Source organism: Microbacterium sp. LWH7-1.2 (assembly GCF_038397755.1).
Classification (GTDB): Bacteria; Actinomycetota; Actinomycetes; order Actinomycetales; family Microbacteriaceae; genus Microbacterium.
This window is the reverse complement of the sequence record NZ_CP151637.1, coordinates 2,190,491-2,205,222: the sequence shown is the minus strand read 5'-3', so window position 1 is coordinate 2,205,222 and position 14,732 is coordinate 2,190,491. Positions and strand designations below refer to the sequence as shown.

The following is a 14,732-nucleotide window of genomic DNA, read 5'->3' as shown; positions in this document are numbered from 1 at the left end:
GGACGTTTTTCCGGCGCGACTCGGGGGTTTTATGCGCAGGTGGAACCGGTTCGCCGGTGTCGTGACGATCTCGGTCGTGGGCGTGGCGGCTCTTGTCGGCTGCGGGCCTGCGCCGTGGGAAGAGGGAGCGGGCGGCAGCACGCCGACGTCGACGTCGACCGCCATCCCGACGCCGGTGCCCAACGACCTGTCAGGCGGGGCGACCCAGCGCGAGCTCACCGCCGGCGCGGTCTCCGCGACGATCGACTACTGGTCGACGCTCTCGATGGACAAGTGGACCGCCGAGGCGATCAAACCCGTCAGCATCTCGCTCATGACGACCGTCACGCCGAACGACGGCCAGAAGGTGTTCCTGCAGCGCGCGACCATGACGGCCATCCCGGCGACGCCGACGGGTGCGCTGGACGCGCTCGCCCCGCAGGTCGACGCCTCCACGGTGAGCCCCGGCTACCTCGTGCTGGATCCGTACAGCTACTCGCAGACCTTCAACGTGGGGGCGGTGCCGGCCGAGGCGACGTACGTGACGCTGCAGTTCAGCTACGACTTCCTGGTGCAGACGACGCCGACCTCGAGCGAGTACGCCAAGCAGACGGCGACCGACACGCTCACGGTAGCTCTGACTCACTGATCAGGCGGTTGACGATGGCGGCGCCGACGCGCTCCCATCGGTCGCCGCCCTTGCCGCTCGCGACGCGCGCGGCCTCGCGGCCGGTGTACACGAGCGTGTCGAGGTCGTAGCCGAGGACGGAGACCGGCGCCCAGCCGGCGCTCGCCGTCGGGCGGATCGGCAGCGCCCCGTGCACGTCGAGGAGTGTCACCCGTTCCAGCGTGGCGCGCAGCAGGTCGCGCACCACGGCATCGGGCCGGGGCACGAGCACCACGACCGCGCCCGCTGAGGGTGATCCGACGTCGGCCTCGGCGGGGAATGCTGCCCGCACCTCGTCCTCGAGTCTCTCCGACAGGGCGGCGAACGCCGCCGCCCCCGCCGTCTGGCGGATGTCGGCAGCGTCGTCGAGCCCGAGGTAGACGACCGACCAGGGCTCCGAGGTCTTCTGCGCCCGCGCAAGGCGATCGCCGGCGGTCCGCTCGAACTGCTGCCACGCCGTCGAGACGGTCGCGGCGCGGCCGAGCCCGCTGTCGCGCGCCGTGGTGCCGACCACTGCGATCAGCGCACAGGCCACGTACACCAGCATCCCGGCCGACGAGATCAGGCGAACGAGCTCGAAGTCGTCGCCGCCCGAGGGCGGGAACAGGAGGCCGGAGATCAACGTGCCCACGCCGGTCACGAAGAACGCGGCCGACACGATCACGAGCGGCAGCAGCAGGCGGTCATTGCGCCGTGACGAGGACCGAGCCCAGTCCAGGACGAACAGCCCCGCGAACACGGATGCTGCGAAGAAGACCGTGCGGTACGCCACCGTGAACCACGCGATGTCGTCGACGATCGTCAGCGAGAACGCCGACACCGCCGCCATCGCCGCCCCCGCCCAGACGTGCGGACGCAGCCCCCACGCGGCACGGAAGCCCGACCACAGGAACGCGGGGGCGCCCATCAGCGCGCCGAGCGATGCGCGGCGGAGCGGCTCGATGCCGGCGACATCCCCCGCCACGACGCCGTAGGTGGCGAGCATCGCGAGGGTGAAGGCGATGCTCCAGTACAGCGTCGGGAGCCCCGGCCGCAGGAGGAACGCGATGCCGATGGTGAGCATCGTCGCGAGCGTGGTGATCACCGCCTGCGCGATGCCGAGGTCCACGCCGGATCCGGCGATGAGATCGGTCATGCTCGTCCTTCTGTGTCGCGCCGGGTCTCCGGCCGCGCGGCCGGATCCCCGGCCAGCTCGCCGGCCAGGGGCAGGCGGATCGTGACGGTGGTGCCGACCCCGGCCTCGCTGTCGATCGAGAGCGTGCCGCCGTGGGCGAGCACGATGTCGTTGCTGATGCCGAGGCCGAGGCCGGTGCCGCCGGACGTCTTCTTGGCTTCCTCGGTGCGGAAGTACGGCGTGAGGATGTTGGCCAGATCGTCCGCCGCGATGCCGATGCCGGTGTCCGCGACCGACAGCACGACCTGGTGGCCCTCGACGTCACCGGTGATGCGCACGCGGCCGTCTCGCGGGGTGTACTTGATCGCGTTGCTCACGACGTTGTCGACGACCTGCCGCAGCCGGAACCCGTCGGCGGTGATCGGCAGCGTCTCGTCGGCCTGAACGTCGATCGAGATGTCGCCCGAGACGGCGGTCGGGCGGAACGAGGCGACCGACTCGAGCAGGATCTGACGCAGGTCGATGTCGTCCACCTCGTCGCGGAACGAGAATCCGCGGTTCGAGGTCGTGCCCAGCGTCTGGACCATCGTCAGCATGCGATCGCTCGCCGCGACGATCGATTCGAATCGCTCACGCGTGCGCGGGGTGAGGTCGTCGAGCTCGAGGGCGAGCTCCGCGTTGCCGATCATCACCGTGAGCGGGTGCTTCAGCTCATGTGAGGCCATCGCGGTGAAACGCTCCCGCTCGCGCTGGGCGTAGGTGAGGGCGGTCACGTCATGGACGAGGAGGAGGATGTTGGAGCCCTCGCCTCCGCCGGCGGCGAGGCGCTTGGCGGTCACCGAGAGCGCGCGCCACTCGCCGGCTGCGGTGAACAGCCAGACCGACGCATCCGTGAAGGTCTCACCGCGTGCGGCGCGCGCGAACGGCCGCTCGGAGAACGGCACCGGCATGCCGCGCCGCCCCGTGTACTCGACGGAGCGGGCGGGCAGCGTCGGGTCGAGCGGGTCGAGGCCGTACAGACGCGAGTACGCGTCGTTGACGGCGAGCACGGAGCCGTCGTCGGAGATGCGGGCGATGCCGGTGTCGACGCCGTTGAGGATCTCGCTGGTGCGCCGCTCCTGGTCGGCCCTGCGCGTGTAGGTGGCCGTGAGGCGATCGGCCTGCCGCTGGAGCAGTCGTCGCAGCGAGCGGGTTCTGCGCAGTGCCAGATGGGCGATGATGCCGATGAACGTCAGCGACAGCAGCACGACGAAGGCGCGCAGTGGGGCGACGCTGCCCGTGGAGACCGCCGAGTCGACCAGGAGGATGACCCCGATCATCGCGAGGAGCGCCGCGAGCGCGGTCGCCCGGAAGTGCATCGCGACCCACATCACGGGGAAGCCCCACAGGTAGCCGAGGCGCAGCTCCATGCCGCTGGACATCAGGCCGATGGCGACGGCGTCGGCGAACGGGATCACGAGCACCGCGAGCGTGGGCAGCCGCGACCACGGCACGGCCAGCGTGGCGATCGAGAGCACGACGACCGCGAACGTGCCCGCGAGGAAGTTCCAGCGGCCGAAGATCGCCGGCTGCAGCGCCATCACGAGTATCGCCGTGATGAGCACGCTCGCGGCGAGCACGAGCTGCGTCAGCCAGATCGACCGGGTACGGCCGTCGGGCGCGCCCACCGCGAACGTCGGTCGTGCAGCCCCGGTAGCCATACGGCGATTCTATTGACCCGGCCACCCGGCATTTCGGTGCCGAGCCGATGATCGGCAAACGCTCTCTTGTGCATGCCTTGCGGAAACCTTGCGGTTCTGTTCGCGGTCTCTCGGAGGGGCCTTGCGGTCGGTGGGAGAAGCTCTTCATGTGCCGGAGACACCGGCCGGAGAATCCGAAAGGCGACGAACGTGACCGACATCGTCCCCCTCAGCCGCAGCAAGCGGACGCGCCACGGTGACGCCCCTGCTTCGCTCGAGGACGTCACGACTGTCCACGGTCACGCCCGCAGATTCGCCGACGACTTCGAGGCCGTGCTCGACGACACGTCGGTGCACCGCTCGACCATCGGCTGCGTGATCCCCGCGTACAACGAGGAGGAGTCGATCGCCCAGGTGATCGAGTCGCTGCTCGGCCAGACGCGCGTGCCGGATGTCATCCACGTCGTCGTCAACAACACGTCCGACGCGACCGTCAAGCTCGCGTCGCAGTACGCCGGCCCGCACGAGGTCGTCACCGAGCTCGGTGAGCAGTTCACCGAGGTCTTCGTCCACGACATCGGCAAGAACCCCGACAAGAAGGTCGGTGCGCTCAACTACGGCTACACGCTGGTCGAGGGCTACGACTACCTGCTCGGCGTCGACGGCGACACCGTGGCCGACGCGAAGGCCGTCGAGTACCTCGAGGCCGAGGCCACGAGCGACACCCGCATCGGCGGCATCTCGGCGATCTACTCGATCGACGACAAGCCGATCAAGGGCGCCCTGGCGAAGTTCCTCACGACCGGTCAGCGCTCGCAGTTCGCGGCCTTCAACCTGCACAACCTGCTTCGCGGCCGCAACATGGCGGTGCTCGGCGGCCAGTTCTCGATCTTCTCGACGCACGCCCTGCGTGACGTCATGAAGGAGAACCACCAGTCGACGCCGTGGGTGAAGGACTCCGAGGTCGAGGACTCGCTGCTCTCGCTGCAGATCAAGAGCGCCGGCTACCTCACCAAGATCAGCCCCTTCGCCCGCGCCGACGTCGGCGGCATGACGACCCTCCGCGCACTCGACGCGCAGCAGGTGAAGTGGACCTACGGCGCGATCGAGCTCATGTGGCCGGGCCAGCGCGGTGACACCAAGGGTCAGCCGTTCCACCCGAACCTGCGCGTCCGGTGGCTCGAGCACTTCGACATGCTCATGAACATGTTCGTGCGTGTGGCGTTCATCACCCTGCTGGCGGCATCGCTGTCGATCGGCGCGTTCGTCTTCTCGTACTGGTGGCTCATCCCGCCGGTGGTCGCGCTCGCGCTGAACACCCGCATGGCGCTGACGATGAACAACCGCAATGCGCGGGACATCATCTTCGGCCTGACGCTGGTCCCGGCGGAGATCTACATGTGGATCCGCTGCAGCCACTTCGTGCGCTCCTGGACCCGGTTCCTGTCGCGCAAGAAGGTCGACAACTGGGCCATGCAGGCGAAGGCCGAGCGCGGCGGCGGCTTCGGCCACTGGACGCCGCTCATCCTCGCGGTCGCCGTCATCGCCGCGATGGTCGCGATCTGGATGATGCTCCCCGTGATGGTGCAGTCCACCGTCCTGTGGATCGGCTGGCCGATCGTCGGCGTCGTCACGGCGCTGCAGACGCTGTCCATGTTCTTCAAGCTCATCCGTCGACATCACGGATACAAGGTCTGACCCGGACCCGAATCGGGTCAGAACTGGGGAGCGCCGCGGCTGGGGAGCACGGCGCAGGGGGAGGAGGTGAGGGTCCCGCCTTGGGGGAGGGGCGGGCACCCTCACCGAGCAAGCCGGGGCGGAGGCATCCGCTCGTCCGACACGCACCCGAAGCGTGTCACCACTGGGGTACGCCGAAGCTGGGGAGCACGGCGCGGGGGAGGAAAGGGAGAGGGAGTCCGCAACGGGGAGGAGCGGACGCCCTCGCCGAAAGTGAAGGAGGCATCCGCTCGCGTGGGGCGAGCGGATGCCTCCTTCCCTGTCTGAGGTGTGTCAGCCTTCGGACGTGAGCCGGTACCCGACGCCGCGCACGGTCTCGATGTACCGCGGGTTCGCGGCGCTCTCGCCGAGCTTGCGTCGCAGGTTCGTCATGTGCGCCTCGACCGCGCGCTTGTCGGCGTCGCCCACGAAGTAGCTGGTCACGTAGGACTCGCCGCGCAGCACCAGCGTGAGATCGGCCTTGCTGCGCACGCGCCGCTTGGACTCCAGCAGCGTCGCGAGCAGGTCGAACTCGGTGCGAGTGAGATCGAGCTCCTCGCCGTCGATCAGCACGATGCGGTTCTCGGGGTGCAGCCGCAGGTCGCGGTGCGTCAGCCATTCGCCGTCGGCGTCGCCGTTCAGGGCGACGGATGCTGCGCCCGCCGGCACGATGACGGTCGCGGGTTTCGCGAGGTCGCGGTCGTCGATCGCGGGCGCGGTCGGCACGGCGGTGGTCGTCGGCCGCACGCCGGGGAACGACGGACCGACGCTTCCCTGTGAGGGCGCGGCCGGCGCGGCCACGGCGCGCTCCGCGTCGGTGGTCCGGCGCCGCATGAGCGCCTCGACGCGGGCGCGCAGCTCGCGGGGGCGGAAGGGCTTGAGGAGGTAGTCGTCGGCGCCGGCGCCTAGACCCGCGATGACGTCGGCCTCATCGTTCATGCCGGTGAGCATGATGATGTACGTGTCGGACTGGGCGCGGATGCGCTTGGCCGCCTCGATGCCGTCGATGCCGGGCATGTTGACGTCGATCGTCGTGAGCACCGGTTTGTAGGTGAGCACCGCCCGCACGCCGTCGATGCCGTTGCCGACGGAGACGGTCGAGAACCCCGACGATTCGAGGACCTCGGCCAGGACGTGGCGGATCTCTGTGTCGTCCTCGATGATGACCGCTGTCTTCAGCTCGTCAGAAGGGGTGCTCATGCGTGCGATCTTTCTCGGACGGTGGAACCGGATATGCGCCGATTACCGACCCCAGCCGCGGCCCCCGACGCATGCGCAAAGTACTCCCGATGCTACACAACACCGGTAATGCCTGGTCGGGGATCAATCCGCGACGACGTCCCGCGTGAGCTCGACGGCGGCGTCCGGGAACCAGCGTCCGGCGGCCGGGCCGCCGTTGCAGTCGCCGTCGCTCTCGCCTGGCGGCTTGACCCACAGGTTCGTGTCGACGACGTCGTCGCCGATCGCGCCGCCCGCCTCGCCGACGAGTCGGCCGGGCGGGTTGCACCATTCGCCGTTCGAACCCGCGCCGTTGCGGCCGGTATCGATGACCGCGCGCAGTCCGTCGAGCCGTCCGGCGACGTCGTGGGCGTAGGCGACCTCGTGGTCTGTCTTCTGGAAGTTCGACACGTTGGTGGCGAACCCACGGATGCCGCGGCCGCCCTCCCCGCGTGAGGCATGGTCGAGCTGCTCGATGAGCGCGGCCATCTCCGCCGGCGCCAGCCAGTTCGAATGGCCGCCGTCGACGTAGATCCACGTGCTGTCCGCGGCGATCGCCTCGACCGCGGCGCTCAGCTGCGCGATGCGCTCATCGACGTTGCCGCACTCGGGCGCGAGGGCGAGGCTGTCGGGTTCGAGGATCACGATCGGCGCCGTGTCGGCGGCCTCGCGCAGCGCGTCGCCGATCGCCTGCGTCCACTCGACGTACGCATCGCCGTCGAGGCCGCCCGCGGACTCGCCGCCGCAGTCCCGCTCCGGCAGGCCGTAGACGACCACCGCGATGCGTGCGGACTGGTCGCGCGCCTGGGCCGCGAGGCCCGCGATGCGCTCGCCGACGACGTCCACGGGGTCGCCCTCGGGCGTGAGCCACACGGCCGTGGGCTGCTCGCTCAGGTACTCCGCCGCGGCCTGCTCGGGGCTGCCGTCGGCGGCGCGGGTCGCGGCATCCGTCGCCTTCGAGAGCTCGGAGGCGACGATCTTGGTACCCGGGCCCGGCGGCTCGGGAGCCTGCCCGCGCGGGAGCACGACGGCCGCGACGACCGCGACGACGACCACGACGCCCGTGATCGCCGCGATCGTGAGGGTCCGTCGCGAGGTCGGCACGAAGGCGAGCCTACGAGACCGGCGCCGGGGCCCCGGGACCCCGGCGTGTCGCGTCAGGCGGTGCGCGGGCGCGGGCTGCGCACGCGTGCGGCGGGCGCGGTCCGTCCGGATGCGAGTGCGCCGCGGCGTGCGGTGCCGCCACGCTTCGAGCCGACGAGCTGGAGCAGTGCCGCGGCGAGCGGGCTGGCCGAGGCGGCCTCGTCCTCGAAGGCGCCGGCGACGACGGATGCTGCGCGCTCGAACTCCTGCGCCTTGTCGACGGCCGCGCGGCGCTCGGCGACGACGCGGTCGGCGGCGGCGTACTCGGCGCGCAGGCGGGCGCGCTCGGACTCGTCGAGTCCGGGCCGGCGCGCGGTGCGCTCGAGGGCCTCGCCGGCACGGGAGCGCAGGGCGACGCTGCGGTGCAGCTCCCGCTCCGCCTCCTCACGGGCCGCACGGCTCGCGTCGAGGGCGTCGGCGAGCTCGGCGCGGACGGTCTTCGGGGATGCAGCGGTCATGGGGGTCCTCCTGGATCGGGGTGCGGGTCTCACGCTCGGATGCCGTGAACCGGCACAACACTCCAGAGGCGCGGCATCCGGTTTTCGTACATTGGGACTTCCTGTCAAGGCCATCCGCTCGAAACGTCCACGGCATAGGCTGTGGTCGTCATGAAGGTCATCTCGTACAACCTGCGCAAGCACCGGGCGGCGGGGGAGCTTGCCCACCTGGTCGAGCGGCATGGCGCGGATGTGCTGTGCCTTCAGGAAGCCGACACGTCCGACATCCCCGAAGAGATCTCGGGGCTGCGGCTGGCCGACTCGACGCAGCGCAACCGCCTCGGGCTCGCCGTCTACTACCGCGAGAACACGTACCGCGCGGTCGAGGTGCGGGCGCTGGCGCTCAAGAAGTCGCTCCACGACCGCGTGCTCAAGCCCGCGGAGGAGCGACTGCTCGGCGTCCGGCTGCACGACATCGACGAGAATACCGACGTGATCGTGGCGTCGTTCCACGCGGCTCCGTTGACCGCGTTGAACTCGCTGCGCCGGCACCAGATCCGCACGGCGCTCGGCGAGCTGCAGCAGCTGGGCGAGGGGCTGCCGGCGCTCATGGTCGGCGACTACAACTACCCGGTGTTCAAGGAGCGGCTGGGGCAGCACATCCGCGAGCAGGGGTACGAGCTGAACCTGTCGGACTCGCGCACGTACACGCGCTATCGCTTCTTCCGCGGCCACTACGACTTCGCGACGTCGATCGGGTTCGAGATCGACCGGGTGCGCACGCTGCCGCAGGGGCTGAGCGACCACCTGCCGATCCTCGTGACCGCGCACCCCGCTCCGGGTGTGCGCCGCGTGGTCGAGATCGCCGACCCCGAGGCGGCGGCCGCCGCCACCGGGACGTCCGGCGCCGCCTGAGCCCGCGACTCTCACGTGACCCCTGACAGCAGGGGGTGCGAGGAGTACCATTGCCCTCGTGACGAGGGGGATCGTCACGCGCTCCGAACCCGAGGGTGCGCAAACTGGGGCCGTTCTCGATGCTGAGGCGACGCCTGTAGCGACGCGCCACCGGCGCGCGTGGCCGTGGATCGTGGTCGCGTTGCTCACCGTGCTGCTGGTGGGTGGCGTCGTCGCCGGCGCCTTCGCGATGCAGTTCTGGTCGGAGGCGCAGCGCGCCCGCGCCGCCGTCGAGCGGGCGGCGGCCGGGATCGAATCGCTGCGCGCCGATTTCGATGCTGCCGACACGGCGCAGCTGCGCGCCGTGACCGACGAGGTCCAGGCGAACGTCACACTCGCCGTCCGCACGGTCGACGGGCCACTGTGGGACATCGCGATGAACGTGCCGTTCGTCGGGCAGAACGTCGATGCGGTGCGACGCGTGACGCATGCGGTCGACGTGCTCGTGGACCGTGCGCTGCCGGCCGGGCTGCAGTTCATGGCCGCGACCGACTTCGACCGGCTCGCCGTGGCGGGCGGCGGGATCGACCTCGAGCCCTTCCGGCAGGTGCAGAGCTCGATTCCCGAGATCGCGGCGGCCTTCAGCGAGGCGCAGGCGATCGTGGCGCCCATCGACACCTCGACGCTGCTCCCCGAGGTCGGGGAGTCGATCTCCGACATCCTCGGCTTCATCGACCTCGCGACGCCCGCCCTGGGCGTGGCCGAGAAGTATCTGCCGACGCTGCTCGACATGGCCGGCTCGGCGGGCACCAAGACGTACCTGCTGATGTTCCAGAACAACGCCGAGATCCGTGCCACGGGCGGCAATCCCGCCGCGAGCATGATCGTGACGCTCACCGACGGCAAGCTGGGCTACGTCGATCAGGGCAGCTCGCAGACGTTCTACGACGCGGGCACGCAGGGCAACGAGTACGTGCCCCTTCCCGGCGAGACCATGGCGATCTACCTGCCCACGCTGACGAGGCACTCGCAGGACTTCACCTTCACCCCCGACTTCCCGACGACGGCGCAGCTGTTCCAGGCGCTGTGGACCCACACGACGGGCGCGACATTCGACGGCGTCGTCTCCATCGATCCCGTGGTGCTCGCCCACATGCTCGCGGTGTCGGGGCCGGTGACGCTCGGCACCGGTGAGCTGCTCACGGCCGACAACGCGGTCAAGGTGCTGCTGAGCGACGCGTACGAGCGCTATCCGGTCGGAGCCGATTCGGACGCCTTCTTCGCGGATGCTGCGCGGCAGGTGTTCGATCACCTCACGTCGTCGTCATGGGATCCGCTGCAAATGCTCGCCGCGCTCGAGCAGTCGGCGAAGGAACAGCGCATCAACCTCGCGTTCACCGATCCGGCGGCGCAGGCGCTCGCCGTGGAGTTCGGCCTCGACGGCGCCCTCGCCGGCGACACCACCACGCAGACGCAGGTGGGGATCTATCTGAACGACTCGGCGGTCAGCAAGCTCGACTACCACCTCGCCACCGCTGTCACCGCGACGTGCGATGCCGCGGCACGCACCATCACGACCACGATGACGATGCACAACGGGATCACCGACGACATCCGCAGCAACTACACCCTGGGGTACCGCAACAGGCAGCTGGGGGTGCCGCGCACCACGATGATCCTCGACGTACTGTTCTTCGCGCCGCCCGGCGCACAGATCACGCAGACGGTTCCCGCGCGCGGGGACGTCGCGCGGTGGGAGCGCAGCGGCGTGGAGAAGGGCAACACGGCGGTGAGCAAGACCGTGTTCATCGGCAAGGGGGCGACCGAGACGGTCTCGTTCACCGCCGTGTTGCCCGCGGGCGAGCTCGGTCCGCTGCGGCTGCGTCATACCCCGACGGCGACCACGACTCCCGTCACGGTCGACGCGAGCTGCACCGCTCTCTTCCCCGCGGCCTCCGATCGCTGAGGCAGCGAGACACCAGCCAGGCGGAACGTCCCCGGACCCTCCCGAACCCCCGGGGACGTTTCGTCCTTCACCCGGGCCGTCTTCCGTTCGTCGAGCGAGCCTGCGAGTCGAAACGCCCCGAAACCCGGCGCAGGCCTCAGCCCGCGGTGATCGAGGGGTCGGGGTCGCTCCACTTCTCGATGCCCTGCACCACCCAGAACGCGAAGAACAGCGCGAGTGCGATCGCCTCGACGACGAGGACGATGGGGATGCCGGAGCCGCTCGCCTGCGGCAGCAGCACCACGTACGCCACGAGCACCAGCACCAGCCCCACCGCGATCGCGGTGTACAGCACCCGGAACACCGGCGTCGGAGGCGGACCCTGCCGCGGGAAGGCGCCCAGCACCGCGACCGCTGCGAACAGTGCGAAGAACGCCGTCGTCGCGAAGAAGTGCGAGTTCTGCAGGAACGCGTCCCGCGCGAACGCCCATGAGAGCCCGGTCACCGCGATCACGATCGCCGCGATCAGCAGCGACGGCCACACCGCCGCGAGCGAGACCTGACCGAGCGCGCCGAGCAGCACAGCGACCAGCAGCAGCAGCACGCCGAGCACGAGGTAGACGACGACCCCGTTCGCGACATCGGCTTCGTACTCCGGCGGGAAGCAGCGTCCGCTGCATGTCACGCCGACCCCGGGGACGGTGCCTGCGACCACCGTCGTCGGCACCAGCGCGATGAGCGGTGCGAACAGTGCGGCGGCGTCGAGGAGCGCGCGCTCGGCGCCGCGCCCCGACAGGGCGAACAGCGCGAGGGAGACGGCGATCAGCGCCCCGACGAACACGTCACGGGCAGGGGTGTAGAAGTAGTCGCTGACGGATGTCAGCCAGCCGTATGTCGCCGCGGCCTGGAGGATCGCCACGAAGATCGCCACGACGGTGCCGGCGAGTCCGATGCGGAGGTACCGGTAGGTGCGCTCGAGTGACGTCGACGCAGCGGATGCCATGGCGATCACGATAGCGGTCGGCCCCGACGGCGGCGCCGACGGGAGCAGCGGGTCAGCGCGAGTCGCGCGAGCGGCGCACCGCGGCCACGACCGCGAGCGCGGCACCGGCGAGCAGGAGGGCCCCGCCGCCGATCCAGAGGCCGAGGGTCTGACCCTGGTCGAGGCCCGTCGCGGGCAGTCCATCGGCACCGGTGATGGTGACGGCGGCCGTGCCGCCTGCCGACGTCGACGACACCGCGGCGATGTTGTAGGTGCCCGTGGCGTTCGAGGGGAGTGTGATGTCGACCGCCGCGAGCGAGCCGTCGGCCTCGGAAGAGGCGGTGCCGCTCGCCGTGGTGATCGCGAACCTCACCATGCCGATGCGCGCGGCAGCGCCGTTCTCACCGGTGACGGTGATGGTGATGGCCTCGTCGGGCGAGAAGGTCTCGGCGTCGCACTCGAACGAGATGGTGCCGCCGGCCTGCGCCGTCGGAGTCGCCGTGCACGACCCCGAGGGAGGGTAGATGGTCGATGCGTTCGCCGCCGCGGGCACCGCGAGAACCGCTCCGAGAGCGAGCGTTGCGACGAGAGCGGTTCGGGGAAAAAGCCTGGGCGTGGGGAGATCTGCGATGTGGGGCATCGGGAGCAGTCTACGAACCGCCGCACACCGCGGCAACTGCGGCCGGCGGGGTGAGCGTCGGTGTGGTGACCGCTTCGAGCGTCGCGGCGGCAGGTTCGGTCGTCCGGGCGGTGAGTTTCGCGGTCACAGATCCCCCCGGAGGAAGGTCGACCGCGAAGCTCACCACGCGGCGTCCGTCGTGCGTGCCGCCGCCGAATCCCGTGCCGTCCGACATGGTCGCGTCGACGAGCTCGAAGCCCTCCGGCAGGTACAGGTACCCGACGGTGCGGGTGATGCCCGCGGGAACCCCGAAGCCGCTGTCGCCGGTGATGTACGGGGGAAGGGATGCCGCATCCGCTGGCGCGGTGTTTCCGATCGTGACCGTCAGCACGGCGTCGCCTGTCGCGGATCCGGCCGCGTCGAGGGTGCAGCTCGACCACGCGAGTGCCGTCGTCGCGTTCTGGTAGAAATCCATCTTGGAGCCGGTGCCGTCGTTGACGTACACGCCGAACCGCGCGGCGTCCTCGTCCGACGCGGGCAGGCCGCCGGCGAGCGTCGTGTCGGCGAGCAGGCTCTGCTCGTTCTCGTGCGTGCTCCACAGCAGCAGGCGATCCTCGTCACCGGCGCGGGTGAGGGCGCCGACGAGGCCGGCCGGATCGACGTCGCCGCTCGAGAGCCTCTCGAACACGGCGGCCGCCGCCATGGCGAAGAAGGCGTCCTGGTCGGCGGGGCGCGTGTAGCGGGCGTAGACGTCGTTGAGGAGGAGCTGCACGGCGTTGTCGGGAGCGAGCACGTCGCCCGTCGGAAGGGTGATGGGGCCTGTCGCCTCGAGCAGGTAGGACAGCGCGACCGGGTCGAGCGAGATCACCCCGTCGACCTGCTGCCCGCCGTGCTGCCGCGCCCACATCTCGCGGGCGAGCGCGCCGCTGACGGCGAAGTCAGGCACCTGGGTGACGTTCTGGATCCACCGGCCCGGGCGCTCCCCGTAGATCGCGGTGACCTCGTCGCCGAGCGGCAGCACCGCGTCGTCATAACGGGGGTAGTCGCTCGAGGACTCCTGCGCGGCGAGGCTGAGCGCGCCGCCTTCGGTGTGGATGAGCGCCATCGCGCCCGGGATCCCGCCGAGCGAGCGCCACTCGGCGTTGTTCTGGAACAGCACCAGGTAGTCGCGCGGCGCGTCGGCGCCGAGCATCGACGGCAGCAGCTGGGTGGCACGGGCGAGTGCGTCGGTGGCGACTCCGGCGTCGGTGAGCAGCCCGTCCACCTCTTCCACGGCCTCGCGGACGGGCGCGACGAGCGCGGTGCGATCGATGGATGAGACGGATGCTGCCGCCGCACCGACCCCGTCGCTCGCGGTCTGCGCAGCGCCGCTGATCTGTTGCAGCGGCGCGAGGTCGATGCGTCCGTCCTGGGGTCGGAGCGCGTCGACCTGGAACGAGGCGGCGACCTCCGAGAGCGGACGGAGGGCGGTGCTCGTGACGCCGTCGAGGGACTCGGCGACGGTGGATACCGCGGCCAGCTGCGGGCCGACCCAGGGGAGCCCCTCGGCCAGCTCCCACACCGGGTCGGAGGTCATCGCGTGCGCGGCCTCGGTGTCGGCGGCGAGGGCGGCGATCGCGTCGCTCGCTGCGGCAGGATCGGAGAGGTTCTCCCGCACCGCGCTCGCGGTCTGCTGCGCATCGTTGAGGTGGCTGTAGGCGAGGGCGCCGCGCACCGCGATCCACACCGTGGCGACCACGGCGAGGATGAGCAGGCCGCCGAGCACGGCGGCGAACACGACGCCCCCGCGGCGCACGGAGCGGGGCAGGGGAGAGTCGGTCACCGCTCCACCCTACGGGGCGGTTCCGAACATCCGCTCCGACGTCAGCGGGTGTCCGCCCCGGCGTAGTCGCCCTGGTACCGATGATTCTTTGCCTGATCCTGAGCGTGCCGCGACGAGCACGAAACATCGGCGTCGCCGATCGGCAACCGGCCGCGGATACCTTGTGCTCGTGACGACGGCGTCGCGTACCAGTGGAAGGGGCGCGAGATGGCAGGTTCACGACGGCGGCGCGGCCGCTACGAGATCGGGCAGGAGCCGTGGCTGCTCCGCGAGTACGGCGGCGCGCCGATGTGGCTCATCGGCGTGGCAGCCGTCTTCCTCGTGGGCGTCTGCGTGCTCTGGCTCGTGATGGGGTGACGCCGCGGCACCCGTGGCGTCCGGATGGCCCGCACTCTCGCAGGGGCGGAAACCATGACGGCACGCGCACGACCGCGCCCGCCCGGCTCACACCCCGCCCCTCCTCGCGAGTAGACTCGCCGCACTGCGCGCAGTGTCGCGGCGCCCGATCGAGGGGAGT

13 protein-coding genes are annotated in these 14,732 nt (G+C 70.5%); 5 read left to right on the top strand and 8 right to left on the bottom strand.

Translation table 11 applies throughout. The annotated features are described in order from the left end of the window. Positions 1-31 precede the first annotated feature (31 nt). Entirely contained in the window at positions 32-628 is a 597-nt protein-coding gene (locus MRBLWH7_RS10330; protein WP_342001813.1) for a hypothetical protein, read from the top strand. Here the strand turns inward: MRBLWH7_RS10330 and MRBLWH7_RS10325 are convergent. Both MRBLWH7_RS10325 and MRBLWH7_RS10320 read right to left on the bottom strand, forming a co-directional pair. Continuing rightward, positions 606-1,781 (bottom strand): hypothetical protein, encoded by a 1,176-nt coding sequence (locus tag MRBLWH7_RS10325; RefSeq protein ID WP_342001811.1) that lies wholly within the window; start codon positions 1,779-1,781, stop codon positions 606-608. The genes MRBLWH7_RS10330 and MRBLWH7_RS10325 overlap by 23 nt on opposite strands. Continuing rightward, positions 1,778-3,460: a PAS domain-containing sensor histidine kinase gene (locus MRBLWH7_RS10320; protein ID WP_342001809.1), complete on the bottom strand. Its 1,683-nt coding sequence runs from the start codon at positions 3,458-3,460 to the stop codon at positions 1,778-1,780. Before MRBLWH7_RS10320 ends, MRBLWH7_RS10325 begins: the two co-directional genes overlap by 4 nt. A gap of 189 nt (positions 3,461-3,649) precedes the next feature. On the opposite strand from MRBLWH7_RS10320, the gene MRBLWH7_RS10315 reads away from it, so the two are divergent. Beyond that, positions 3,650-5,137 (top strand): glycosyltransferase family 2 protein, encoded by a 1,488-nt coding sequence (locus MRBLWH7_RS10315; RefSeq protein WP_342001807.1) that lies wholly within the window; start codon positions 3,650-3,652, stop codon positions 5,135-5,137. Positions 5,138-5,449: 312 nt separating this feature from the next. Here MRBLWH7_RS10315 and MRBLWH7_RS10310 read toward each other — a convergent pair whose 3' ends face one another. From MRBLWH7_RS10310 to MRBLWH7_RS10300, 3 genes are all read right to left on the bottom strand, one after another. Next, positions 5,450-6,355: a response regulator transcription factor gene (locus MRBLWH7_RS10310; protein WP_342001805.1), complete on the bottom strand. Its 906-nt coding sequence runs from the start codon at positions 6,353-6,355 to the stop codon at positions 5,450-5,452. Between the two features lie 123 nt (positions 6,356-6,478). Further along, complete coding sequence (locus MRBLWH7_RS10305) at positions 6,479-7,477, bottom strand: glycoside hydrolase family 6 protein (RefSeq protein WP_342001803.1); 999 nt, start codon at positions 7,475-7,477, stop codon at positions 6,479-6,481. 53 nt (positions 7,478-7,530) lie between these two features. Further along, entirely contained in the window at positions 7,531-7,974 is a 444-nt protein-coding gene (locus tag MRBLWH7_RS10300) for a hypothetical protein (RefSeq protein ID WP_342001802.1), read from the bottom strand. Between the two features lie 150 nt (positions 7,975-8,124). Between MRBLWH7_RS10300 and MRBLWH7_RS10295 the strand changes: the two genes are divergently transcribed. Further along, the gene (locus MRBLWH7_RS10295; protein ID WP_342001800.1) at positions 8,125-8,868 is read left to right on the top strand and encodes an endonuclease/exonuclease/phosphatase family protein; all 744 of its coding nucleotides are present in this window, start codon (positions 8,125-8,127) and stop codon (positions 8,866-8,868) included. Positions 8,869-8,926: 58 nt separating this feature from the next. Then, entirely contained in the window at positions 8,927-10,813 is a 1,887-nt protein-coding gene (locus MRBLWH7_RS10290; RefSeq protein WP_342001798.1) for a DUF4012 domain-containing protein, read from the top strand. Positions 10,814-10,949: 136 nt separating this feature from the next. On the opposite strand, the gene MRBLWH7_RS10285 is transcribed toward MRBLWH7_RS10290, so the two are convergent. From MRBLWH7_RS10285 to MRBLWH7_RS10275, 3 genes are read right to left on the bottom strand one after another with little or no spacing between them, the layout of a single operon-like run. Further along, a complete protein-coding gene (locus tag MRBLWH7_RS10285; protein ID WP_342001796.1) occupies positions 10,950-11,795 on the bottom strand; it encodes a hypothetical protein in 846 nt (281 codons plus the stop codon). Between the two features lie 52 nt (positions 11,796-11,847). Then, positions 11,848-12,414 (bottom strand): LPXTG cell wall anchor domain-containing protein, encoded by a 567-nt coding sequence (locus MRBLWH7_RS10280; RefSeq protein WP_342001794.1) that lies wholly within the window; start codon positions 12,412-12,414, stop codon positions 11,848-11,850. A 10-nt stretch (positions 12,415-12,424) separates the two neighbouring features. After that, entirely contained in the window at positions 12,425-14,215 is a 1,791-nt protein-coding gene (locus MRBLWH7_RS10275) for a DUF4012 domain-containing protein (RefSeq protein WP_342001792.1), read from the bottom strand. A gap of 207 nt (positions 14,216-14,422) precedes the next feature. Here MRBLWH7_RS10275 and MRBLWH7_RS10270 point away from each other — a divergent pair, with 207 nt between their 5' ends. Further along, positions 14,423-14,572, top strand: coding sequence for a hypothetical protein (locus tag MRBLWH7_RS10270; protein WP_342001790.1), 150 nt, complete (start codon positions 14,423-14,425; stop codon positions 14,570-14,572). Positions 14,573-14,732 lie beyond the last annotated feature (160 nt).